Here is a 21,597-nt window from a genome sequence, read left to right as displayed (position 1 = left end):
CCGTACACCAGGGAGCGGGTCACTCGTCCTCGGCGAGGATCAGGTACAGCTCCTTGCGGGCCTTGTTGACCACGGTGATGGCCTTCTCCCGCTGTTCGGGCGTACCGGTGGCCCAGACCTGCCGGAACGCCTCGACCAGGCCACCGCCCGCCTTGCGGATCTCGTTCATGGCCTCCCAGTCGACGCCGCGGCCGGCTTCCTCCCAGGGCGCGTCGGCGACGCTCTCCGCCTCCGTACGCCCGGCCTCGGTCAGCGAGAAGAGCTTCTTGCCGCCCTCGCTCTCGCTGCTGATCAGCCCCTCGTCCTCCAGGAGCTGGAGGGTGGGGTACACCGAGCCGGGGCTCGGCTTCCAGGCGCCGCCACTGCGCTCGGCGATCTCCTGGATCATCTCGTAGCCGTGCATCGGCCGGTCCTTCAGCAGGGCCAGGATCGAGGCGCGCACGTCACCGCGGCGCGCCCGGCCACGCGGCCCGCCCCGGCCCCGGCCGCCGAACGGCGGCCCACCGAAAGGCGGCCCGAACGCCCCGAACGCGGCACGCCGCCCTTCGGACCGTCCTTCGAAGTCTCCCCGGCCGCCGTGCCGGCCGTATCCGTGGTGCTCATGTCCGTGGGAACGCATGATGACGCTCCTTCCATATCGTCGATGATCTTTCGCGACATCGCGTTGATCGGTCGCGATGCTTCAACGATATATCGGAACTGTTCGGATGGCAATGCCCGGGCACGGGGCGGTGCCCCTCATGGGTTCAGGAGACGGTCCGGCTCGCTCAGGCCCCGGTCAGGAACCCCGCGAGGGCGCCGCGGCTGCGCCGGAGGTCGTCGATGCGTTCGTCAGCGGCCGCCAGTTCCCGGCTGAGGATGGACCGCACTTCCCCGCACATCTCGAACTGCGGCTGCTCGCCCCGGGCGCACGGGAGGACCGCGCGGATCACCTCGGTGGACAGGCCCGCTTCCAGCAACGCCCGGACCTGCCGCACGGTGACCACCGTGTCCTCGTCGTAGTCGCGGTAGCCGTTGAGGCCGCGCCGGGCTTCGAGCAGCCCCTGTGCCTCGTAGTACCGCAGCAGCCGCGCGTTGACACCGGTACGCCGGGCCAACTCCCCGATCAGCATGTGCCGTGCCCCATCCCCGTTTGACCTTCTCATCGATGTGAAGCCTTAACGTCGCCCCCACGAGTGAACATTCCGCACGACGCACCCACTGGAGTGACGACATGGCCTCTTTCGTGGCACACCTCAACGGCCGGACGGCGACCGCCGGGGACCTGGCCCCGCTCGCCTTCGCGGGCTACGCCCACTTCACCGCCGTACAGGTACGCGGGGGCCGGATCCGGGGCCTCGACCTCCACCTCGAACGCCTCAGATCCGCCTCGGTGGAGCTGTTCGGCCGGGCCCTGCCGGACGACCGGGTGCGGTCCTACCTGCGGACGGCACTGGAGTCCGGCCCGGCGGACCTCTCGCTCACGGCCACGATGTACTCCTCGCGGGGCGAATTCACCGCGGCCGGTACCGACGTGGAGCCCGAGGTGCTGGTACGGACCGGGCCGGCCGCGAACGGCCCGCAGGGGCCGCTGGCGCTGGCGACGGTCGAGTACGAGCGGCCCCTGCCGGCCGTGAAGCACGTCGGCGAGGTGGCCAAGACGTACTACCTCCGGCAGGCCGTCGGCCAGGGCTTCGACGACGCCGCCTTCGTCGACCGCCGCGGCCGCCTCAGCGAGGGCACGATCTGGAACCTCGCCTTCTGGGACGGCAGCGCGGTCGTGTGGCCCGAGGCCGAGATGCTGGGCGGGAGCATGATGGGCGTCGTACGGCGGCAACTGGTCCGGCTCGGCGTCCCCCAGCGCGTCCGGGAGGTCACGCCCGCCGATCTGCCGGCGATGGCCGGAGCCGTGGTCATGAACTCGTGGACGCCGGGGGTGGCGGTGCACCGGATCGGCTCCGTGGCCATCCCCGAGGCCCCGTCCTTCCTGGAGCTCCTGCACCGGGCCCACCAGGCCGAGCCGCCCACCGCGCCCTGAACTGCCGGGCAGACCCGGACGCCCGATTCCGTCAACTGGCCCTCCGGGCGAGGCGCCAGGCAGCGGCCACCCGTCCTCAGCGCGAGCCGATTCCAGTCCACTCGGTTTCGATTGGCCTTGGAGGGAGGCGATGTGGCCCCCATAGTCTCAGGCCATGAGGATTCGCATCGTTGACGCCTTCACCGACCGCCCCTTCGGCGGCAACCCCGCCGGAGTCGTCCTGCTCGACGCCGACGGCTTCCCCGACGACGGCTGGCTCCAGCGCGTCGCCGCCGAGGTCAACCTCTCCGAGACCGCCTTCGCCCACCCGCTGCCCGCGGGCGGTGACGCCGACTGGGCGCTGCGCTGGTTCACTCCGGCCACCGAGGTGAACATGTGCGGGCACGCCACTTTGGCCACCGCGCACGTCCTGCACACCACCGCGACCGCCACCGGAACGGTCCGCTTCGCCACCCGCAGCGGCGTGCTGACCACGGCGGCCGGCTCCGGCGGCGCGATCACCATGGACTTCCCGACGGCCCCGTTGACCTCGGTCGACGTGCCGCCGGTCGTCGTCGAGGCGCTGGGGACCGAGGTCGGTTGCGCGTTCGACACCGGTGAGAACGTCGGCGATCTCCTGGTCGAACTGGCCGACGAGAAGTCCGTACGGGCGCTGGAGCCGGACTTCAAGGCCCTTGCCGGGGTCGGCGGCCGCGGCGTGATCGCCACCGCCAGGGCCGAAGCGCCCGACGGCGGCTACGACTTCGTCACCCGCTGCTTCTTCCCGGCCGTGGGCATCGACGAGGACCCGGTGACGGGCAGCGCGCACACCGCCCTCGCCCCGTTCTGGGCGGCCCGGCTGGGCCGGGACGAACTCACCGGCCTCCAGGGCCCGGCCCGCCGTACCGGCCTCGTACGTGTCGCGCTGCGCGACGACCGTACGCTGCTCACCGGCTCGGCCGTCACCGTCGTCGACGGCGAACTCCTCGTCGCCCCCTGAGGTTCGTCACGGGCCCGGCCCGGCGCCGGGCCCCACCCCTCAGATCGTGGGCAGCCAGCCCACCTTCCCCGCCAGCAGCGCGTACCCCAGGAACGCCACGATGTCGATCAGCGCGTGCGCGGCGACCAGCGGGCCGACCCGACCCCACCGCCGGTACAGCACCACGAAGACCGCACCCATGACCATGTTCCCGAAGAACCCGCCGATCCCCTGGTAGAGGTGGTACGAGCCGCGCAGCACCGAACTCGCCAGCAGTGCCGCCAACGGGGCCCACCGCAGCTGCCCGAGCCTGCGGAGCAGGTACCCGACGACGATGACCTCCTCCACCACGGCGTTCTGTACGGCGGAGGCGATCAGCACCGGGAACTTCCACCACACGCCGGGCAGCGACTCCGGCACCACCGTCAGGTTGAAGCCGGCCGCCCGCGCCCCGAGGTAGAGCAGCAGCCCGCTGCCCCCGATGACCGCCGCGACGCCGACGCCCCGGCTCAGGTCGAAACCGGGCTTCAGCCGGTCGAAACCAATCGCCTGCAGACCGCCGGCGCGCTCCCGCAGCAGGAAATGAGCCACCAGCGCCACGGGCACCAGCGCGGTGGCGATGCCGAACAGCTGCCAGGCCAGGTCGAGCCAGGGGCGGCCCGGCGCGTGCGAGGAGTTGAGCATGGCGGCCTGGTCCTTGAGCCCGCCGGGCTTGGTCAGCGACCCGACGAAGCTGATGAGCGCGGACGCGCCGCTGGCACCGAGCGAAAGCGCCAGGACGAGCGCCGTCTCGCTGCGCAGCAGCCGCCGCGAAAGCCCGTCGCCCGAGCCCCCGCCCGGCTCCGGCCTCCCTGGGCCAGGGGTTTCCGCACCGGTCACGGGACTCGCGTCCGACTGCACAGCTGCCTCCAGTTCCGCACTACCGCCATGGGACGTCATAGCTTGCCCGACATCTCCACGACGAGTAGCACGGGGCGGCGTACGGGCCCTGCGCCCGCCTGCGGGCGCCGCACCCCGCAACCGCTGTCACCCGGCGGCGGCAGCGGTCCGCCTCAGCCCCACCCGGCCCCCACCGGCGCGGCCGACCACTCGACGGGCCAGGCGTGTACCGGCTCGCCCGAGTGCATCAGTTCGCTGTAGCGCCGGGTCATCGCGGCCAGCGCCGCGCCCCGGTCCAGGCCGCGGGCGAGGGCGTGGTGGTAGGCGGCCGCCTGCCAGGACGCGCCGTTGACGCGGCGGCGGCAGCGTGCCTCGATGACGCCCAGGTAGTGGTCCCGGTCGGCCGGTTCGACACCCCAGGCGTCCAGGCCGGCGGCGGCCATGGGCAGCAGGTCCTGGCGTACCAGGCGTACGGCGGAGACCTCGGCGAGGCCGCCCGAGCGGCCGGGGCGCGGCCACTTCAGCACGGCGTCGATGCCCCGGCGGCAGGCGGTGTCGAAGTTCTCGGCCGCGGCGGCGAACGGCATACGGGTCCACAGCGGGCGCGGTTCCTCGGCCAGGGTGCGGACCAGCCCGTAGTAGAAGGCCGTGTTGGCGATGACGTCGGTGACGGTGGGGCCCGCGGGCAGCACCCGGTTCTCGACCCTGAGGTGCGGTACGCCGTCGGCCACGCCGTACACCGGCCGGTTCCAGCGGTAGACGGTGCCGTTGTGCAGCACCAGTTCGGCCAGGCTCGGCACCCCGCCTCCGTCGAGTACGGCGAGCGGCTCCTCGTCCGAGTGGATCGGCAGCAGCGGCGGGAAGAACCGCAGGTTCTCCTCGAAGAGGTCGTAGGGCGCGTCGATCCAGCGTTCCCCGAACCAGGTGCGCGGCCGGACGCCCTGGGCCCGCAGTTCCGGCGGCCGGACGTCGGTGGCCTGCTGGAACACCGGCGGGCGGGACTCCCGCCACAGCTCGCGGCCGAAGACGAAGGGCGAGTTGGCGCCGACCGCGATCTGTACGGCGGCGATGGCCTGGGCGGCGTTCCAGACCGCGGCGAAACGGTTCGGCGTGACCTGGAGGTGCAGCTGGACCGAGGTGCACGCGGCCTCGGGCGCGATGGAGGCCGACGAGGAGACCAACCGTTCGACGCCCTCCAGGTCGATCTGGAAGTCCTCGCCGCGAGCGGCCCTCATCTGGTCGTTGAGCAGTACGTAACGGTCGATCTCCGAAAGGTTGGAGGCGACCAGGTCCTCGGCGGCGAGGGTCGGCAGAATACCGATCATCACGATGCGGGCGGCCACTTCGGCCGCCTTGCGGTCGGCATAGGCCAGACCCGTGCGGAGTTCTTCGGCGAGCTGGTCGAGAACGCGCCCGGACAGCCGGTGCGGGAGGATATTCACTTCAAGATTGCACTGTGCCAGTTCCGTCTGGAAATCCCGGCTCGCGATGCGCTCCAGGACCTGCGAGTTCATCATCCGCGGCAGGCCGTCGGGCCCGGCCAGGTTCAATTCGATCTCCAGCCCCACGAGGTTCTTGGGGCGGTCGAACCGCTTGTCGTCCAGGAGTCTCCGCAATCCCGTCAGGCACTCGTACAGCTTTCTGCGATACCGTTGCCGGTCGGTGAGATCGATGCCGCCCGCCGCAACCTTCTCCCCCATCGGAACGTCCCTCCTCGTATCGACGGGCCCGGCGCCGCGGGCCGCGCGGGGCCTGCCGTGACGCCGGGGGCTCCCGGTGCCGCCGGGGCTCCCCGGCGGCGCCAGGCGATCGCGCTACGGTCGATGATGCCCGGCAATCCGATCGATAACGCCTCGGACAGGCGCCGGAAACGATAAGCTCCAAGGGACGGGCGGCCTGGCACATTCCGAGGGCATACCGTCGGGATCAGAGCCCGGCGCATTGCCCCCGCGGGGAAAGACGCCGTGATCCGGAAAAAGACCGTCCAGTTCCGGCCTACCATGTTCACGGCGAATTGCGAGGCCGTCGGGTTGCGTTCCGCACAAAAGCGCCGAAAACACCTCGTCGGCCGGTCCGGATTCCGCCTTGCCGGTAATCCGCGAAGCCGCTAGACGAAACACTTGGTGAACACTCGTCGTATAAACTTCGCTGACGAGGCAGAGAGTTGGCGCCCAGCGTCGCGGTGTTGCACCGGGGCTGTGGCATGCGGCTGATCCCGCCGGGCCGACATCCCCGGTCGGCCATGCTCTGGCGCTCTGACCCCGCCCGCTGACGACGCCGTCCGCACTTGCCCAGCACCACCGTGTCTCCCAAGTGAGAGGCGACCCACCATGCCGCTGCATGTTCCCCCTGCCCCCGCGCCTGCCCTCCGCAGCGTCCTCGCCGCCCTCGGCTCCCCCACCGCCGTACGCGAGGCCCGCACCCCCGCCCTCCGTGCCCACCAGGGCCCGCTCAGTGCCGAACTCCCCCTACCCGTACACGTGTTGGACGACGTCAGCCACCCCGCCGGGCCGCCCCGCACCCGGCTGGCCGGCTGGCGCTTCCTGATCCGCAGCGGCGACCGGGCCGTGGCGACCGCGGAAGCCATGCTCACCGCCGACGGCTGGACCTTCTCGCATTTCTGCGAGGGGCCCTACGTCACATCGACCGAACGGGCACTGCGTCAGGCGGAGTCCGTCGCCGCCGCATACCAGCCGCGTCTGCTGTCCGTGCCGGAGCTGTACATGCTCACCTTGTGGCTGCACCACGACACCGGTACGGACGGGTCCGAAGGTGCGCTCGCGCCGGGTGACATCCTCGTACCGCTGGCACCGGCCCCGCCCGGCATCGCGGCCCACCGGCCCCACCGGGTGGCGGACCTGCTGCCCCGGCTGACCCTGCGCCTCGCGCCCGTACCCTTGCTGAGCTCGCCCGCCTGAGGTTCCGCAGGGGTTCCGTGCGGCGAACGGCCGAGGTCGCACCACCGCAACCGCGCACAGGAGCACACTGCCTCACAGGATCGCGCCCCGCGCCCGCCACGGACGCGGGGCGCTCCGCTGCGCTCACCCGCGCGGAGTACGCGGCCGCCCCGCCCCCAACCCCCCGCTGATTCCGCACACTTGAACTGAACCGACCGCACGGGTGATGCGTCATTATCTAGTGAGTGCCGCTGCAGCCAAATCCCTGCGGAATCCGGCCCGTGGGGCAACACTGGTATCGACCTACTGAAACGGGGGAGCGGCCATGAGCATCTCGTCGAGCCGCAGGACGAATCAGCCCACATCGCAGCGAAAGACTTCATCCATGTGCCAGCATCAACCGCCGTGCCCGACCGCAGACTCCGCCGACCGGGAGGCCGCCCACCTCGTGGCGCACCACCCGGAGCAGGGCTGGAGCCTGCTGTGCAACGGTGTCCTCCTCTTCGAGGACACCGGTGAGCTGCTGCCGGACGGCCAGGTCATCGCGCCGCACCGGACGCTGGGCACGCCGCAGGTGGCGACCGCCGCCTGAGCGTACGAGGCACTGCACCACAGAAATCCGCACAGCGGGACAGAAAGCACCGGACCACACCAGAACACCGCACGACAGGGAACAGGGCCCCCGGCGGCTTCGCCGAGGGCCCTTCGCGTGCGCGCCACCGCGGGTGGCGCGCACCGGCGGGTCAGCCGTCGTACTCCTCCAGCGGCGGGCAGGAGCAGACGAGGTTGCGGTCACCGAACGCGCCGTCGATCCGGCGCACCGGCGGCCAGTACTTCTCCGCCGCCTCGGCGCCGGCCGGGAAGACCGCCTCCTCGCGGGTGTAGGGGTGCGGCCACTCGCCGCTCAGCGCCGCCGCCGTGTGCGGGGCGTTGCGCAGCGGGTTGTCGTCCTTGTCCCACTCCCCCGAGCCGACCTTGTCGATCTCCGCGCGGATCGCGATCATCGCGTCGCAGAAGCGGTCGAGTTCGTGCAGGTCCTCGCTCTCGGTCGGCTCGATCATCAGCGTGCCGGCCACCGGGAACGACATCGTCGGCGCGTGGAAGCCGTAGTCGATCAGCCGCTTGGCGACGTCGTCGATGCTCACGCCGGTCGCCTTGGTCAGCGGCCGTACGTCGATGATGCACTCGTGCGCGACCAGCCCGCCGGGGCCGGTGTAGAGCACGGGGTAGTGCGGCTCCAGGCGCTTGGCGATGTAGTTGGCGCCGAGCACCGCGACCTGGGTGGCGCGCTTGAGGCCCTCGCCGCCCATCAGCCGGACGTACGCCCAGGAAATGGGAAGTATGCCCGCGGAGCCCCACGGCGCCGCGGAGATGGGGCCCACGCCCGTCTCCGGGCCCGCGGTGGGCTGCAGCGGGTGGTTGGGCAGGTACGGCGCCAGGTGGGCGCGTACGCCGACCGGGCCGACGCCGGGGCCGCCGCCGCCGTGCGGGATGCAGAAGGTCTTGTGCAGGTTCAGGTGCGAGACATCGCCGCCGAACTTGCCCGGCTCGGCGAGCCCGACCAGCGCGTTGAGGTTGGCGCCGTCCACGTACACCTGGCCGCCCGCGTCGTGCACGGCCGCGCAGATCTGCGTGATGTGCTCCTCGAACACGCCGTGCGTGGACGGGTAGGTGACCATCAGCACCGCGAGCCGGTCCCGGTACTGCTCGATCTTGGCGTGCAGGTCGTCGGTGTCCACCTCGCCGTCCTCGCCGGTCTTGACGACGACGACCTTCATGCCGGCCATCACGGCGCTGGCGGCGTTGGTGCCGTGCGCGGAGGACGGGATCAGGCAGACGGTGCGCTGCTCGTCGCCGTTGGCCCGGTGGTACGCCCGTACCGCCAGCAGGCCGGCCAGTTCGCCCTGCGAACCGGCGTTCGGCTGGATGGAGACCTTGTCGTAGCCGGTGATCTCGGCCAGCCGCTCCTCCAGCTCCGCGATGAGCGTGAGGTAGCCCTGCGCCTGTTCGACCGGCGCGAAGGGGTGCAGCTGCCCGAACTCGGGCCAGGTGACCGGCTCCATCTCGGTCGTCGCGTTCAGCTTCATCGTGCACGAGCCGAGCGGGATCATGCCGCGGTCCAGCGCGTAGTCCTTGTCCGACAGACGGCGCAGGTAGCGCAGCATCGAGGTCTCGGAACGGTGCTGGTGGAAGACGGGGTGCGTCAGGTACGCGTCGCCGCGCAGCAGCCCGTCCGGCAGCGCCTCGGCCGCCGTCGCGTCGAGCGACTCGATGTCGCCCTGGACGCCGAACGCCCGCCACACCGCGTGCACCTGCGCGCGTCCGGTGGTCTCGTCGCAGGCGATGCCCACCAGGTCGGCGTCGACCAGCCGCAGGTTGACCCCGGCCTCGCGGGCCGCGGCGACGGTTTCGGCGGCCCGGCCCGGCACCCGCACGGTCAGCGTGTCGAAGTACGCGCCGTGCACGACCTCGGCCCCGCCGGCGCGCAGCCCCTCGGCCAGTACGGCGGCGTAGCGGTGCGTACGCCGCGCGATGGCCGCGAGCCCGTCGGGGCCGTGGTAGACGGCGTACATGCCGGCCATCACCGCGAGCAACACCTGCGCGGTGCAGATGTTGCTGGTGGCCTTCTCCCGGCGGATGTGCTGCTCGCGCGTCTGGAGGGCGAGGCGGTACGCCTTGTTGCCGTCCGCGTCCACCGAGACGCCCACCAGGCGGCCGGGCAGGCTGCGGGCGAACTTCTCCCGTACGGCCATGAACCCGGCGTGCGGGCCGCCGAAGCCCATCGGGACGCCGAAGCGCTGCGTGGTGCCGACGGCGATGTCCGCGCCCAGCTCGCCCGGCGAGGTCAGCAGCGTCAGCGCCAGCAGGTCGGCGGCGACGGTCACGATCGCGCCCAGCTCGTGCGCCCGCTCGATCACGGCGCGGGGGTCGCGTACGGCACCGGACGCGCCGGGGTACTGGAGGAGCACGCCGAAGACGCCGCGCTCGGCGATCTCCGCCGGGATGCCCTCGGACAGGTCGGCCACCACGACCTCGACGCCGGTCGGCTCGGCGCGGGTCTCGATCACGGCGATGGTCTGCGGCAGGCAGTCGGCGTCGACCAGGAAGACGCCCTGCTTGACCTTGCCCACCCGCCGCGCGAGGGCCATCGCCTCGGCGGCGGCCGTGCCCTCGTCCAGCAGGGAGGCGCCGGAGGTCGGCAGCCCGGTCAGGTCGGCGACCATGGTCTGGAAGTTGAGCAGCGCTTCGAGCCGACCCTGGGAGATCTCCGGCTGGTACGGGGTGTACGCGGTGTACCAGGCCGGGTTCTCCATCACGTTGCGCAGGATCACCGGCGGGGTGAACGTGCCGTGGTACCCGAGCCCGATCATCGGGGCGAGCACCTGGTTGCGGTCCGCGAGCGCCCGCAGCTCGTCCAGGACCTCGGCCTCCGTACGGCCCTGGGGCAGGTCCAGCGCCTCGGCGCTCTTGATCACATCCGGTACCGCGGCCGCGGTGAGCTCGTCCAGCGATCCGAACCCGACCTGCGCGAGCATCTTGGCCTGGGCCTCCGGGCCCGGGCCGATGTGCCGCTGCTCGAACGGGGTACCTCGTTCGAGTTCGGTCAAGGAGATGCGATTGGTGGTCATCTGCGGGGGCCTCCTGGTCGTTTCGACCTACGCGGGGCACCACGGCGCTGGTGCCCGGACGGCCTCCCCCTCTGTCATCTCAACCTGAGAGCTTCACCGGTCCCGCACGCGGCACCGGCTTTCACCGTCGGTGAGGAGGGGTTCCGGCGCTGTGCCCGACCGTGGCCCGCCCTGCTTTCCAGAGTGACCTCGTCCATGCGGTACGTGAGCCTGAGAGATTCCGGGGAGGAGTTGCTCCTTCGGCGCCCCCGCCATGATCGGCAAGGGACTCTCCCGCATGGGGTCTACAGCCGTTCGTCAGCCTACCAGCGCGGCTTACGGACGTTCCTTCGAGTGGCCAGGGCATGAAATGTGCCGTTTGGTAGTTGTCACAAGGCAGTTGCGACCACTTGGAGGGACCGTGCAGACCGATATCGATCCCCGCAGCTTGATCGGCCGCAAGGCGTTCGACAGAAACGGAACCAAGATCGGCACCGTCGACGAGGTGTACCTGGACGACGCGACCGGCGAACCGGAATGGGCGGCCGTACGCACCGGGATCTTCAGCCGGGACGCGTTCGTCCCCCTGGAGCCCAGCGACCTGGTCGGCGAAGCGCTGCACGTCCCCTACGACCGCAAGCTGATCAGGGATGCGCCGGACTTCGGTGTCGGCCGCCATCTCTCGCCCGAGCAGGAACTACAGCTCTACCACCACTACCGGCTGGACATTCCGGCCCCCGATCCCGTCCCCGGCTCGGACGCCGCGCCGGCCGACACGGAATTCGGCCGGGTCGCCGGCGCGGAGGACTGAGCGGCGGGGACCCCCCGGTCGTCCGGCGGCCCGCCCACCAGCGGCAGCGGCTCCCCCGGCCGCAGCGCCGGATCGCCGACGGGAAAGGTGCGCACCCGCCCCGGCGCCGACCACGGCTGCTCGAACCGGACGGTCACCCGCCCCACGCCGCTGCCCTGCACCCACCCGGCCCCGTACTCCTCATGATTCACGTCAAGCCCGGGCAGCCACCTGCGCGGCCGCTCGGGCTCGGGCTCACCGGCGGCCTCCCGCACGGCCTCGTCGACCGCCCTGCGCTCCCTTTCGGCCTCCTCCTGGGCGGCCTTCTCCGTCGCCAGCTGGGCGAACAGGTCCTCCTGCGTGAAGTCCGCCAGTCCGGTCACCCCCACCCCCAGCAGCCGTACGCCGCCCGTGGTGTCCACCAGGTCCAGCAGCCGGGCCACCGCCTCCCGCACCACCCCCAGGTCGTCCGTGGGCCCGCGCAGCGTCTCCGACCTGGTCAGCGTCGAGAAGTCGTAGTTACGCACCTTGATCACGACCGTCCGCCCCGACCGCCCGGCCGCCCGCAGCCGCTGCACGCACCGGTCGGCCAGCCGCGTCAGCTCGGCGCGCACCCGCGTCCGGTCCGTCAGGTCCACGTCGAAGGTGTCCTCGACCGATATGGACTTCGCGTCCCGCTCCGCCACCACGGGCCGCTCGTCGCGCCCCAGCGCCATCGCGTACAGCCCGGCGCCGTGCGCCCTGCCCAGCAGCCGTACGAGCTCCGCCTCGCCGGCCTCGGCCGTCTCGGCGACCGTATGGATGCCCGCCCGGCGCAGCGCCTCCGCGGTGGCCGGGCCCACCCCGGGCAGCGTGCGCACCGTCATCGGCCCGAGCATCTCGCGCTCGGTGCCCGGCTCGATGACCACGAGGCCGTCCGGCTTGGCCTGCTCGGAAGCGATCTTGGCGAGCATCTTGGCCCCGGCCAGCCCCACCGAACCGGTCAGTCCCGTCTGCTCCCTGATGTCCCGCCGCAGCCGCTCGCCCACCGCACGCGCGGACCGGGTGTCCGCCGCGACGCCGCCCGCCTCCAGGTCCACGAACGCCTCGTCCAGGCTGAGCGGCTCCACCAGCGGCGACAGCTCGTGGAGCAGTTCCATGACCCGGTCGCTCACCTGGCGGTACAGGGTGAAGCGCGGCGTCAGATAGGCCGCGTTCGGGCAGAGGCGGCGGGCCTGGGCCGTGGGCATGGCCGAGCGCACCCCGAAGACGCGGGCCTCGTACGACGCCGTGGAGACCACGCCGCGCGGGCCGATGCCGCCGACCACCACGGGCTTCCCGCGCAGGCTCGGCTTGGCCGCCTGCTCGGCGGCCGCGTAGAACGCATCCATGTCCAGATGCAGGATCGTCGGCGCACGTCTCACACGACCGATGCTCCCCCACACCACTGACAATCGCGCCGACCGGCCCCGGCGGACGGCACGGAAATCGCTCCGAGACGCCCTGGAGGCGCCGGAGGAGGCTGCTGGGGCAGAAGAGCGCAGTGGGTGCTTCTGGTGCCACAGGGGCGCGTCAGACCGCCGTGACGGGCATACACAGCCGCCCGGACCGCCCGGCGCCCGGACCCGGTACGCCCGGAACCGATACGCCCGGCTCAGACCGCCCGGTTGCGCCGCCGCGCCAGTTCGTCGTGGGGGTTGTGCCGGACCAGCGTCTCGCCGGTGTCCACGCGCTCCCCGTGCAGCTGCGACAGCGCGCCCTCCACGTCGCGCCACACCACGCCGACCGCGATGCCGAAGACTCCCTGACCGCCTTGGAGCAGGTCGACGACCTCGTCGGGCGAGGTGCACTCGTAGACCGTCGCGCCGTCGCTCATCAGCGTCATCCTCGCCAGGTCGGACAGCCCGCGCGAGCGCAGGTGCCGGACCGCGGTGCGGATGTTCTGGAGGGAGACCCCGGTGTCCAGCAGCCGCTTGACGATTTTCAGGACGACGACGTCCCGGAAGTTGTAGAGCCGCTGGGTGCCCGACCCGTAGGCGGGCCGCACGCTCGGCTCGACGAGCCCCGTACGGGCCCAGTAGTCGAGCTGGCGGTAGGTGATGCCCGCGGCCGCGCACGCCGTCGGACCGCGGTAGCCGATGGTTTCCGCCCCGCGGTCCCCCGGCACCGCGGCAGTCTGTACCGGGGTGCGCTCAGCAGCCCCGGAGTGGAGCGGCAACGCCCCTTCCGCCGCCGTACCGTCGCCGGTGATTGCCACGCCGACCTCCGTCCTCCACGTCCCGGACGGGACCTGCCATATCGACGGTATGCAGTCACTCGGGGTGCGTCAACGATCGCCGCGCTCGCCACGCCGAGTGATAATCACCCTGCGAGTGGTTTCTCGTGCCCCCGGACGGGGAAAGGCTACTCGAATGCGCGGAAGGCGGCCCTCCGCACACCCGGATCACTGGCTGTTCGTGCCGAAGTCCTCGGGCGAGATCTGGTCGAGGAACTCGCGGAACTTCTCCACCTCGTCCTCCTGCTCGTCCGGGATGGCGATCCCCGCGTCGTCGAGGACCCCGTCGGTCCCGTAGATCGGCGTACCGGTACGCAGCGCCAGCGCTATGGCGTCGGACGGGCGGGCGCTGACCTCGACACCACTGGCGAAGACCAGTTCCGCATAGAAGACCCCCTCGCGCAGGTCCGTGATGCGGACCTGGGTCAGTTCCTGGCCCACCGCTTCCAGCACGTCCTTGAAGAGGTCGTGCGTCAGCGGCCTGGCAGGGGCCATCCCCTGCTGGGCGAAGGCGATGGCGGTGGCCTCCCCCGGCCCGATCCAAATGGGCAGGTAACGGTCGCCTCCTACCTCCCGTAGGAGCACGATCGGTTGGTTGGAAGGCATTTCCACCCGGACACCCACGACATCGAGCTCGTTCACACAGCAACCCTAGGACGTGCCCGGCCGGTTTGGGTAGTCGGGCCACCCATTGCTCACGTCAGCCGGACGCGCAAGGCGGACTGGACCAGTGCGGCATGCAGCCGCACGGACAGTGTGGCCAGCTCCCTGGCGGTGGTCTCGGCATGCTGCCTGGTCTGCGGGTTACGGTGCCGGCGCAGCGGCGCCACGACCTGTTCGACCAGGTTGGCCTCCCGCTCGGCCGCCGCCTTCACCGCGCGCAAATGGCGGGGTTCGAGTCCGAAACGCCCCAGTTCTGCGACAAGTTTGGCGACCGTGACGGCCTCGATGTCGTACCCCCCGTCGGCGTCCGGGACGATGAGCCCGTACGCCTCCCAGTCGGCGAGCTGCGCCTCCTCGACCTCCGCGGCGGCCAGCAGCTCAGCGCGGCCGATGCGGGCGGCCGTGGGCAGGTCGCCGGCCGGCTCGCCCAGGCTGCCGAGCAGCTCGCCCGCGGGCGCGGCCGGGGCCGGCAGCTGCACCTGTTCGCCGCGCGCCAAGGCGTCGAGGTGCTCGCGGATCACTTTCAGCGGAAGATAGTGGTCCCGCTGCATGCGCAGGACCGCCGCCAGCCGGGCGACGTCCTCCGTACTGAACTTGCGGTAGCCGGACGGCGTGCGCCGGGGCTCGACGAGCCCCTCGGCCTCCAAGAAGCGGATCTTGGAGATGGTCACCTCGGGGAACTCGTCGCGCAGCGTGTTGAGCACCGTGCCGATGCTCATCAGCTTGCCGTCCGAGGCGGCGGTGCCGGCAGACCCGGCACCGCCCGGCCCAGTGCGGTGCATATGCCTTCCCTGGCCGGTCAGAACCCGACGCCCCGCTGGCTCGCGTAGAAGACCAGCCGGAACTTGCCGATCTGGACCTCGTCGCCGTTGGCGAGCGGCACCGAGTCGATCCGCTCACGGTTGACGTACGTGCCGTTCAGGCTGCCGACGTCGGCGACCGTGAAGCCGCCGTCCTGGCCGCGGCGGAACTCCACGTGGCGGCGCGAGACCGTCACGTCGTCCAGGAAGATGTCGCTCTGCGGGTGCCGGCCCGCCGTCGTCAGGTCGCCGTCCAGCAGGAAGCGGCTGCCCGAATTCGGCCCCCGGCGCACGACCAGCAGGGCCGAGCCCATGGGCAGCGCCTCGACGGCCGCCTGGGCCTCGGGGGACAGCGACGGGATCGGCGTCTGCCCCGTCGTCTCCGCGTCGTACGCCTCCAGGCCCGAGATCGAGATGGTCGACGTCGTCTCGGAGGCACGCTCGGCCTGCGCGCCGGGGCGCAGCGGAGCTCCGCAGTTGGAGCAGAACCGGCTCGCCTCGGCGTTCCGGTGCCCGCACCTCGTACACACCGGCAAGGCAACCCCTCCACCCGTGCTAGCGGCCGACGGTCCCTGGGAACCTATGCGGCCGGGCACGGAGGGGTCAACAGACCCGGCACCGGCGCCGCCGACCTGGTCACGGAAGAGCGGGCGCTCCTGAGCGGCGCCGCCCTCGTCGGGCCGGCCCTGGGCACGGTGCTTCGCCGAGCCGCTGCCGCCCTCCTGGCGTGCGCTCTTGCCGAACAGCTTTGCAAACAACTTCACGGGCGATTCCCCTTGAACGAAACAGACCCGCCCGTGGGGCAGGACGAACCCTCGATGCACACACCGGCCGATCCGGACATCCAGTGAACGTCCGTGGCCTCCACACAGTTTCCACCACGCACCACCCGTTCGGTGCGCCGACCCCCCGCTGCCTCATGCCCTGCCCGGGCCCTCCCCATACCTGGCTCGCTCACCGCGATGACGACCGAGCGTAGTCAGGCCGCTTCGCCTCTCGCAAGGCGTCCACAATGATCTTCTCGTCACGGCTCACAGACACAGTGGCCTGCTCCTTTTCCAAAGTCTGCACCACTCCGCCAGGGATGTTCAGCGCCGGTTCCAGGTCCTGGGGCTTGCCGATCACCTTGAAGCGGTACGGCTGGGCGACCCGCTTCCCGTCGACCTCCACACCGCCGCGGACATCCGTGACGTAGGAGTCGGCCACGACCCGCACGTCGTTGATCTGGATGGCCTCGGCACCGGCCGCCCGCAGCTCCTGGATGGTGTCCAGAAGTTTGTCCGCCTCGACGGAGTGCGTCGAGTCGGTGATGGTGAGGTTGATGCCCGGCCCCTGGGCCGCCACCGTCCCCGCCAGCACACCGAGCTGCTGCTCCTTCTCCACGGTCTGCTTACGGGCCTCCTCGGCCTGGTCCGAGCTGTTCTCCAGCTCGGTCTTCTGGCCTTCCAACCTGCGCTGTTCATCCGTCAGGCGCTGCGAGCGGTTGTCCAATTCATCCAGGATGCGCACCAGATCCTCCTGTCGCGCACCCCTCAGTGCACTGCTGTCACTCGTGGAACGTACCTGAATTGCCAGGCCGAGTCCGAGAATGAACAGCAGCAGGGCGACGATCAGTTGGGCCCGGGTCAGCCGCGGCGGCCACAGACCGGCCACCAGACGCTGCCGGCCGGTCATCGCCGGCTCCGGCGCGCCGGGCTTCGCGGCCCCGTCCGTGCCCTCCTCCCGCGCCTGGTCCCCGGCGTCCTTCCCGTCCGCCGGCCGCTCCGCCGACCGGCTCTCCGGAGGCAGCGGCCGCCGGTCGGCCGGCCGGCCGGGCCCGCGCTCGCCCTCCGGCCGGCCGGGCTCCGGCGTTCCGTCCCGCTCGGGATTCTCGTCCGTAGCCATCGGCATCAGGCCCTGAAGACGTGCCGGCGGATGGCCGCGGCGTTCGAGAAGATGCGGATGCCCAGTACGACGACCACACCGGTGGACAGTTGGGCACCGACGCCGAGCTTGTCACCGAGGAAGACGATGAGCGCGGCGACCACCACGTTGGACAGGAACGAGACGACGAAGACCTTGTCGTCGAAGATGCCGTCCAGCATCGCGCGCAGACCGCCGAAGACGGCGTCCAGCGCCGCGACGACAGCGATCGGCAGGTAGGGCTCGACCACCGTCGGCACCACGGGTCGGACCACAAGTCCGACCACGACTCCCACGATGAGGCCCAGTACGGCGATCACGATGTGCCCTTCCCTGTGTCGGCGCCACCCGCGGCACCGGCCTTCGGCTGTGCTGTACGTACGATCAAACTGGGCGCGGGCGGCAGCGTGACCTCGTTCTCGGCGGAAATCTTCGTACGAATCCCGTAGTTCTTGCGCAGGACGTCCAAGTACTGACCGTCCGCACTGTCCTGGAACGCGGTGCTGAGCTGGTGCCCGTTCCCCACCGCCAGCACCGTGTACGGCGGCACCAGCGGCTTGTTGTCGACCAGTATGGCGTCTCCCGCGGCTCTGATCGCCGACAGGGAGGTGAGCCGCTGCCCGTTGACGGAGACGGCTTCGGCGCCGGACGCCCACAGGCCGTTGACGACCCGCTGCAGATCGCGGTCGCGCAGCCGCCCGGTGTCCGAGAACCCGCTGCTCTCGCGCGGGCCGCCGCCACCGGACTGCGCCGACTTGGCGTCGTCGACGACGAGCTTCACCCCGGGCCCGGTCACCCGGGTCGAACCGGCCAGCAGCGCCAGCAGCTCGGCCTTGTCGCCGCCGTGCTTCTTCAGCGCCTCACGCTGCATGGCACCCACGTCGTTGCGGAGCGCGTCGACCCGCTTCTGTACCGCGTCGGCGTCGGCCGTGCCGTGCTCGATGCGGTTGATGAGCTCCTCGCGCTCCTTGGCCAGGGTCGGCGCCGATATCCGCGCCTGGGCGGCGCCGACCGTCACCACCACCGCGGCGAGCACCAGGCCCGCCGCCAGCCCCAACTTCGCCCGCAGCGTACGAGGGAGGCCGCGCACCCCGGCCTCGGCCTTGCGCGCCGACGCCTCCGCGTACCCGTCGTCCAGGGCGTGGTCCATGACGTTGGTCAGCAGCGACATCGAGGCATCGGGGCGCGAGGTCTGGTGAGGGGTGCTCCGATCGGGGCGCTGCTGCGACATGCCGCACATCGTCGCACGTCGGCGCCGCAGTCACCCAATGGCCCCACCGGCGTGCCGAATCGCGGCACGCCGGTGGCACCATCGGGTTCGTCCGGACGCGGGTACGCCCGGCGGGTGATCAGCGGCCCGCGCTGTCCACCACCGCTGACCACTCGTCCAGCAGCTGCTGCGCCGAGGCGTCGTCCGGGCCCTCCGCCCACAGATGGGTGACGGCCTCCGCCGGGTCCGGCAGCACCAGCACCCAGCGCCCGTCGGCCTCCACCACCCGTACGCCGTCGGTCGTGTCCACCGACCGGTCGCCCGCGGCCTCCACCACATGGCGCATGACCAGGCCCTTGACCGCCCACGGCGTCGCCAGGTCCCGCTTGAGCACATGGGCACGCGGGATGCGCGCGTCGATCTGGCTGAGCGTGAGCTGCGTACGCGCCACCAGCCCGATCAGGCGTACGAACGCTGCCGCGCCGTCGAAGACGCTGCTGAACTCCGGCACGATGAACCCGCCCCGGCCGTCACCGCCGAAGATGGTGTCGTCCCCGCGGCCCACCCGGGTCAGGTCGTCGGGCGAGGTGGTCGTCCACTCCACCTGCGTCCCGTGGTACGCGGCCACCTGCTCCGCGATACGGGTCGTGGTCACCGGCAGCGCCACCCGCCCGCTGCGCCGCTCGGCGGCCACCAGGTCGAGCATGACCAGCAGCGCCCGGTCGTCCTCGATGATCCGGCCGCGCTCGTCCACCAGCGACAGCCGCTCGCCGACGGGATCGAAACGCACCCCGAAGGCCGCCCGCGCCGACGCCACGATCTCCCCCAGACGGACCAGTCCGGAGCGCCGGGCGTCGGCGGTCTCCGTCGGCCGCGACTCGTCCAGGCCGGGGTTGATGGTGAGCGAGTCGACGCCGAGCCGCCCGAGGAGGCTGGGCAGCACCAGGCCGGCGCTGCCGTTGGAGGCGTCGACGACCACCTTCAAGCCCGACTCTCCGACGCCCTCCGTGTCCAGGGCTCTGAGCAGCGACCCGGTGTACGAGTCGTAGACGCTGGAGGGGAAGTGCAGATCGCCGATCTCGCCGGGGAAGGCCCTGCGGTACTCCTGGCGCGCGTAGACCCGGTCCAGCTTGCGCTGGCCCGCGAGCGACAGGTCGGCTCCCCGCTCGTCGAGGAACATGATGTCGACGGAGTCCGGCACGCCCGGTGTCGTACGGACCATGATGCCGCCGGCGCTGCCCCGGGCCGTCTGCTGGCGGGCGACCGGCAGCGGCACGTTCTCCAGGTCGCGTACGTCGATGGCGCTGGCCTGGAGGGCGGAGATCATCGCGCGCTTGAGCGCCCGCGCGCCGCGGGAGTGGTCACGGGCCGTGGTGACCGTGGAGCCCTTCTTCAAGGTCGTGGCGTACGCGCCGGCGAGGCGCACCGCCACCTCGGGTGTGATCTCGACGTTCAGGATGCCGGACACGCCCCGCGCGCCGAACAGGTGTGCCTGACCGCGCGACTCCCAGATCACCGAGGTGTTGACGAAGGCGCCGGCCTCGATGGTCTTGAACGGGTAGACCCGGACATTGCCCTGAACAATCGATTCCTCACCGACGAGACACTCGTCGCCGATGACGGCTCCGTCCTCGATCCGCGCCGCCCGCATGATGTCGGTGTTCTTGCCGATCACACAGCCGCGCAGGTTGCTCTGCTGCCCGATGTACACGTTGTCGTGCACCACGGCCTTGTGCAGGAAGGCACCGCTCTTGACGACGACGTTCGACCCCACGATGGTGTGCTCGCGCAGCTCCGCGTCGGCCTCGACCTTGGCGTAGTCGCCGATGTACAGCGGCCCGCGCAGCACCGCGTCCGGATGCACCTCGGCGCCCTCGGCGACCCAGACACCCGGGGAGATCTCGAAGCCGTCGATGTCCACGTCGACCTTGCCTTCGAGGACGTCGGCCTGCGCCTTCACATAGCTCTCGTGCGTGCCGACGTCTTCCCAGTAGCCCTCGGCGACATAGCCGTAAACCGGCTTGCCCTCCTTCATCAGCTGCGGGAAGACATCACCCGACCAGTCCACCGGGACGTCGGGCTCCACGTAGTCGAAGACCTCGGGCTCCATGACGTAGATGCCCGTGTTCACCGTGTCGGAGAAAACCTGCCCCCAGGTCGGCTTCTCCAGGAAACGCTCGACCTTGCCTTCTTCGTCGACGATCGTGATGCCGAATTCCAGAGGATTGGGGACCCTCGTGAGGCAGACGGTGACGAGCGCGCCCTTCTCCTTGTGGAAACGGATCAGGTCGGTGAGATCGAAGTCGGTGAGCGCATCGCCGGAGATCACCAGGAAAGCGTCGTCGCGAAGCGCCTCCTCGGCGTTCTTCACACTGCCGGCCGTCCCCAGCGGCTTTTCCTCATTGGCGTAGGTGAGCTCCATACCGAGCTCTTCGCCGTCACCGAAGTAGTTCCGGACGAGTGACGCCAGGAATTGCACGGTCACTACGGTCTCACTGAGCCCATGCCGCTTCAACAGCCGCAGTACGTGCTCCATGATCGGCCGGTTGGCCACCGGCAGCAGCGGCTTGGGCATACTCGACGTCATGGGGCGAAGACGGGTGCCTTCGCCACCGGCCATCACAACGGCCTTCATGTCGGAAGCGTCCTCCTCTAAAGAGACGACGGTCTTGCCGACTTCACCCGTCCGGAAGACTTACCGTTCTCCACTCTCAGCACCCGGTCTCCGCCGGGTGCCGGTGCGGCGAGTTCAGTCGGCCTTGGCGTCCGCCTTGATGAGTCGGCGGACCTGGACCACATAGAGGATCCCTGCCCACCAGTAGAGCGCTGTACCCCATCCGGCGAACGCCCATCCGAAAATAGCAGCGAGCGTGTGGAGCCAACCCTCTCCGTCACTGAGCAGCAGCAACGGGAACGCATACATCAAGTTGAATGTAGCCGCCTTCCCCAGGAAGTTCACCTGGGGAGGGCCGTACTTGTGCCGGGCGAGCGCCGCGACCGCGATCAACAGCATGAGTTCGCGCGCCAGCAAGGCACCAGTGACCCACAGCGGGAGGATCCCCCGCCAGGTCAGGCCGACGAGAGTGGAGAGGATGTACAGCCGGTCGGCGGCGGGGTCGAGGATCCGGCCGAGGCTGCTGATCTGGTTCCAGCGGCGGGCCAGCTTGCCGTCGAGGTAGTCGCTGACGCCGCTGAGCGCCAGTACGAGCAGCGCCCAGTACTTGGTGTCCGGGCCGCCGAACTCCTTCCACAGGATCAGCCACAAGAACACCGGCACGCCGACGAGACGAGCCATGCTCAGAATGTTCGGGATGGTGAGGACACGATCCGTCTGGACGCGCGTCTCCTGGACCTCCACCCGGGGGCCTCCTGTGGGAACGTACCGACGATGCCCCCTGACCTTACCTGGCCACTACAGTCCGCCACACCGCGGGGCCCCTGTCCGGATACCGCCGGACAACCACCCAAAAAACGGTCAGCAGTCGGCCGGCCGCTCGCCCTCCGCTGCCTTGGTTTCTCCTCAAAGGGTCCGGAAATGCGGAAAGCCCCGCACCATACGGTGCGGGGCTCCCCACATTCACAATTTGTTCGGCGGCGTCCTACTCTCCCACAGGGTCCC

At 70.8% G+C, this 21,597-nt stretch carries 20 protein-coding genes and 1 riboswitch; of the genes, 5 read left to right on the top strand and 15 right to left on the bottom strand.

Annotated features, from left to right (window positions below; genetic code table 11):
- Positions 1 to 19: 19 nt before the first annotated feature.
- The gene (locus tag ACH4OW_RS38190) at positions 20 to 619 is read right to left on the bottom strand and encodes a PadR family transcriptional regulator (RefSeq protein WP_360139214.1); all 600 of its coding nucleotides are present in this window, start codon (positions 617 to 619) and stop codon (positions 20 to 22) included.
- Positions 620 to 767: 148 nt separating this feature from the next.
- Positions 768 to 1,112: a MerR family transcriptional regulator gene (locus ACH4OW_RS38185; RefSeq protein ID WP_360139217.1), complete on the bottom strand. Its 345-nt coding sequence runs from the start codon at positions 1,110 to 1,112 to the stop codon at positions 768 to 770.
- 101 nt (positions 1,113 to 1,213) lie between these two features.
- Here ACH4OW_RS38185 and ACH4OW_RS38180 point away from each other — a divergent pair, with 101 nt between their 5' ends.
- Both ACH4OW_RS38180 and ACH4OW_RS38175 read left to right on the top strand, forming a co-directional pair.
- Positions 1,214 to 2,017 (top strand): aminotransferase class IV family protein, encoded by an 804-nt coding sequence (locus tag ACH4OW_RS38180; RefSeq protein WP_398033363.1) that lies wholly within the window; start codon positions 1,214 to 1,216, stop codon positions 2,015 to 2,017.
- A gap of 154 nt (positions 2,018 to 2,171) precedes the next feature.
- Positions 2,172 to 2,996 carry a PhzF family phenazine biosynthesis protein gene (locus ACH4OW_RS38175; protein ID WP_398033361.1) on the top strand — a complete coding sequence of 275 codons (825 nt, stop codon included), beginning with the start codon at positions 2,172 to 2,174 and terminating at the stop codon, positions 2,994 to 2,996.
- Between the two features lie 39 nt (positions 2,997 to 3,035).
- Here ACH4OW_RS38175 and ACH4OW_RS38170 read toward each other — a convergent pair whose 3' ends face one another.
- Entirely contained in the window at positions 3,036 to 3,875 is an 840-nt protein-coding gene (locus ACH4OW_RS38170) for a CPBP family intramembrane glutamic endopeptidase (RefSeq protein ID WP_360139226.1), read from the bottom strand.
- 152 nt (positions 3,876 to 4,027) lie between these two features.
- Positions 4,028 to 5,554, bottom strand: coding sequence for a glutamate-cysteine ligase family protein (locus tag ACH4OW_RS38165; protein ID WP_360139229.1), 1,527 nt, complete (start codon positions 5,552 to 5,554; stop codon positions 4,028 to 4,030).
- Between the two features lie 630 nt (positions 5,555 to 6,184).
- On the opposite strand from ACH4OW_RS38165, the gene ACH4OW_RS38160 reads away from it, so the two are divergent.
- Both ACH4OW_RS38160 and ACH4OW_RS38155 read left to right on the top strand, forming a co-directional pair.
- Positions 6,185 to 6,772 (top strand): hypothetical protein, encoded by a 588-nt coding sequence (locus ACH4OW_RS38160; RefSeq protein WP_360139232.1) that lies wholly within the window; start codon positions 6,185 to 6,187, stop codon positions 6,770 to 6,772.
- A gap of 364 nt (positions 6,773 to 7,136) precedes the next feature.
- Positions 7,137 to 7,343 carry a DUF5999 family protein gene (locus ACH4OW_RS38155; protein WP_360139235.1) on the top strand — a complete coding sequence of 69 codons (207 nt, stop codon included), beginning with the start codon at positions 7,137 to 7,139 and terminating at the stop codon, positions 7,341 to 7,343.
- A 151-nt stretch (positions 7,344 to 7,494) separates the two neighbouring features.
- Here the strand turns inward: ACH4OW_RS38155 and gcvP are convergent, their stop codons facing one another.
- Positions 7,495 to 10,380 carry an aminomethyl-transferring glycine dehydrogenase gene (gene gcvP / locus ACH4OW_RS38150; RefSeq protein WP_360139238.1) on the bottom strand — a complete coding sequence of 962 codons (2,886 nt, stop codon included), beginning with the start codon at positions 10,378 to 10,380 and terminating at the stop codon, positions 7,495 to 7,497.
- 188 nt (positions 10,381 to 10,568) lie between these two features.
- A riboswitch (glycine riboswitch) is annotated at positions 10,569 to 10,666 on the bottom strand.
- A gap of 114 nt (positions 10,667 to 10,780) precedes the next feature.
- Here gcvP and ACH4OW_RS38145 point away from each other — a divergent pair.
- Positions 10,781 to 11,170, top strand: a complete 390-nt coding sequence (locus tag ACH4OW_RS38145) for a PRC-barrel domain-containing protein (protein WP_360139241.1) — start codon at positions 10,781 to 10,783, stop codon at positions 11,168 to 11,170.
- Here the strand turns inward: ACH4OW_RS38145 and ACH4OW_RS38140 are convergent.
- From ACH4OW_RS38140 to ACH4OW_RS38095, 10 genes are all read right to left on the bottom strand, one after another.
- The gene (locus ACH4OW_RS38140) at positions 11,074 to 12,552 is read right to left on the bottom strand and encodes a DNA polymerase IV (RefSeq protein WP_398033356.1); all 1,479 of its coding nucleotides are present in this window, start codon (positions 12,550 to 12,552) and stop codon (positions 11,074 to 11,076) included. The genes ACH4OW_RS38145 and ACH4OW_RS38140 overlap by 97 nt on opposite strands.
- A 230-nt stretch (positions 12,553 to 12,782) precedes the next feature.
- On the bottom strand, positions 12,783 to 13,385 hold the full coding sequence (locus ACH4OW_RS38135; RefSeq protein WP_360139247.1) for a MerR family transcriptional regulator: 603 nt from the start codon (positions 13,383 to 13,385) through the stop codon (positions 12,783 to 12,785).
- 186 nt (positions 13,386 to 13,571) lie between these two features.
- Positions 13,572 to 14,045, bottom strand: coding sequence for a bifunctional nuclease family protein (locus tag ACH4OW_RS38130; RefSeq protein WP_003984965.1), 474 nt, complete (start codon positions 14,043 to 14,045; stop codon positions 13,572 to 13,574).
- Between the two features lie 53 nt (positions 14,046 to 14,098).
- Positions 14,099 to 14,848, bottom strand: coding sequence for a MerR family transcriptional regulator (locus ACH4OW_RS38125; protein ID WP_360139250.1), 750 nt, complete (start codon positions 14,846 to 14,848; stop codon positions 14,099 to 14,101).
- Between the two features lie 17 nt (positions 14,849 to 14,865).
- Positions 14,866 to 15,714 (bottom strand): FHA domain-containing protein, encoded by an 849-nt coding sequence (locus ACH4OW_RS38120; protein WP_360139265.1) that lies wholly within the window; start codon positions 15,712 to 15,714, stop codon positions 14,866 to 14,868.
- 106 nt (positions 15,715 to 15,820) lie between these two features.
- Positions 15,821 to 16,756 carry a DUF881 domain-containing protein gene (locus ACH4OW_RS38115; RefSeq protein ID WP_398033352.1) on the bottom strand — a complete coding sequence of 312 codons (936 nt, stop codon included), beginning with the start codon at positions 16,754 to 16,756 and terminating at the stop codon, positions 15,821 to 15,823.
- Positions 16,756 to 17,088, bottom strand: coding sequence for a small basic family protein (locus tag ACH4OW_RS38110; protein WP_003984969.1), 333 nt, complete (start codon positions 17,086 to 17,088; stop codon positions 16,756 to 16,758). The genes ACH4OW_RS38115 and ACH4OW_RS38110 overlap by 1 nt, the downstream gene beginning before the upstream one ends.
- Positions 17,085 to 17,999 (bottom strand): DUF881 domain-containing protein, encoded by a 915-nt coding sequence (locus ACH4OW_RS38105; protein WP_360139256.1) that lies wholly within the window; start codon positions 17,997 to 17,999, stop codon positions 17,085 to 17,087. The genes ACH4OW_RS38110 and ACH4OW_RS38105 overlap by 4 nt, the downstream gene beginning before the upstream one ends.
- Positions 18,000 to 18,117: 118 nt before the next feature.
- On the bottom strand, positions 18,118 to 20,613 hold the full coding sequence (locus ACH4OW_RS38100) for a mannose-1-phosphate guanyltransferase (protein WP_360139259.1): 2,496 nt from the start codon (positions 20,611 to 20,613) through the stop codon (positions 18,118 to 18,120).
- A 114-nt stretch (positions 20,614 to 20,727) separates the two neighbouring features.
- Complete coding sequence (locus ACH4OW_RS38095) at positions 20,728 to 21,336, bottom strand: CDP-alcohol phosphatidyltransferase family protein (RefSeq protein WP_360139262.1); 609 nt, start codon at positions 21,334 to 21,336, stop codon at positions 20,728 to 20,730.
- Positions 21,337 to 21,597 lie beyond the last annotated feature (261 nt).

The organism is Streptomyces sp. NPDC017056 (genome assembly GCF_044332485.1).
In the GTDB taxonomy this organism is placed as follows: Bacteria; Actinomycetota; Actinomycetes; order Streptomycetales; family Streptomycetaceae; genus Streptomyces.
The sequence above is the reverse complement of the archived record's forward strand: the minus strand, read 5'-3'. Positions and strand labels throughout refer to the sequence as shown.